At 33.2% G+C, this 945-nt stretch carries 1 protein-coding gene; it reads left to right on the top strand.

What is annotated here, in order from left to right:
- Nucleotides 1–207: 207 nt before the first annotated feature.
- The gene (locus WKU33_RS18975) at nt 208–945 is read left to right on the top strand and encodes a helix-turn-helix domain-containing protein (RefSeq protein WP_340456136.1); all 738 of its coding nucleotides are present in this window, start codon (nt 208–210) and stop codon (nt 943–945) included.

Below are 945 nucleotides of genomic sequence, written 5' to 3'. Positions count from 1 at the left end.
AAGGTTGTGACTGATAAACTAAATTATACAGTTTCCGATAAATAAGATTATACACTTTTAGTCAGTTGCCGAAGTTAGTAGTTTTTATGAAACTGCCCGAGGGCAGTTTCATAAAAACTACTCTCGCAACTTGAAACCAATATAAAAATCACTCTATCACTGGTATTATATTGATAGCTTAATTTCTCAGTGATGGAGGGTAAAAAGGTGGATAAATGGGAAATGTATATGGAAATTCATCAATTATTAAAACAAGGTTTTAGTAAAACCAAAGTTGCTGAAAAACTAGGCATCTCAAGGTCTACAGTTTACCGTTATTTAAAGCGTAATCCAGAAAGCATGGCTGATTGGATACGAAGCACGAAAACTAGAAGAAAAATATTGGATCCATATAAAAATTTGATTTTATCATGGTTAAGAGAACATCCAGATATGTCAGCTGCACAAGTATTAGATTGGCTATTAGAAAAATATAGTGATTTAGTAGTTTCAGAAAGTACTGTACGGCTATATGTAAGGAATCTTAGAAAGGAATATAATATTCCAAAGGAAAGTTCACCAAGAATTTATGAGTCGGTTCCAGAGAAGCCAATGGGTTCACAAATTCAAGTTGATTTTGGACAAACAGAACAATTCACACCAGATGGAAGAAAAGTAAAACTACGTTTTATAGCATTTGTATTAGCTCATTCTCGCTATAAATATAAAGAATGGTTGGACAGGCCATTTACTACAAGAGATGTCATTCAGGCCCATGAAAATGCATTTCGATATTTTGGAGGAATCACAGATGAATTCGTCTATGATCAGGATGCATTAATTCTCGTTAGTGAAAATGGCGGAGATCTTATATTAACTAAAGAATTTCAATCTTATAAAGAAGAACGAAACTTAAAAGTCTGGATGTGTAGAAAAGCTGACCCAGAAAGTAAAGGTTATGTATAG

It is taken from the genome of Oceanobacillus sp. HCA-5259, from assembly GCF_037892815.1.
GTDB classification, from domain to species: domain Bacteria; phylum Bacillota; class Bacilli; order Bacillales; family Amphibacillaceae; genus Oceanobacillus; species Oceanobacillus indicireducens.
This window is presented reverse-complemented; position numbering and strand designations above follow the sequence as displayed.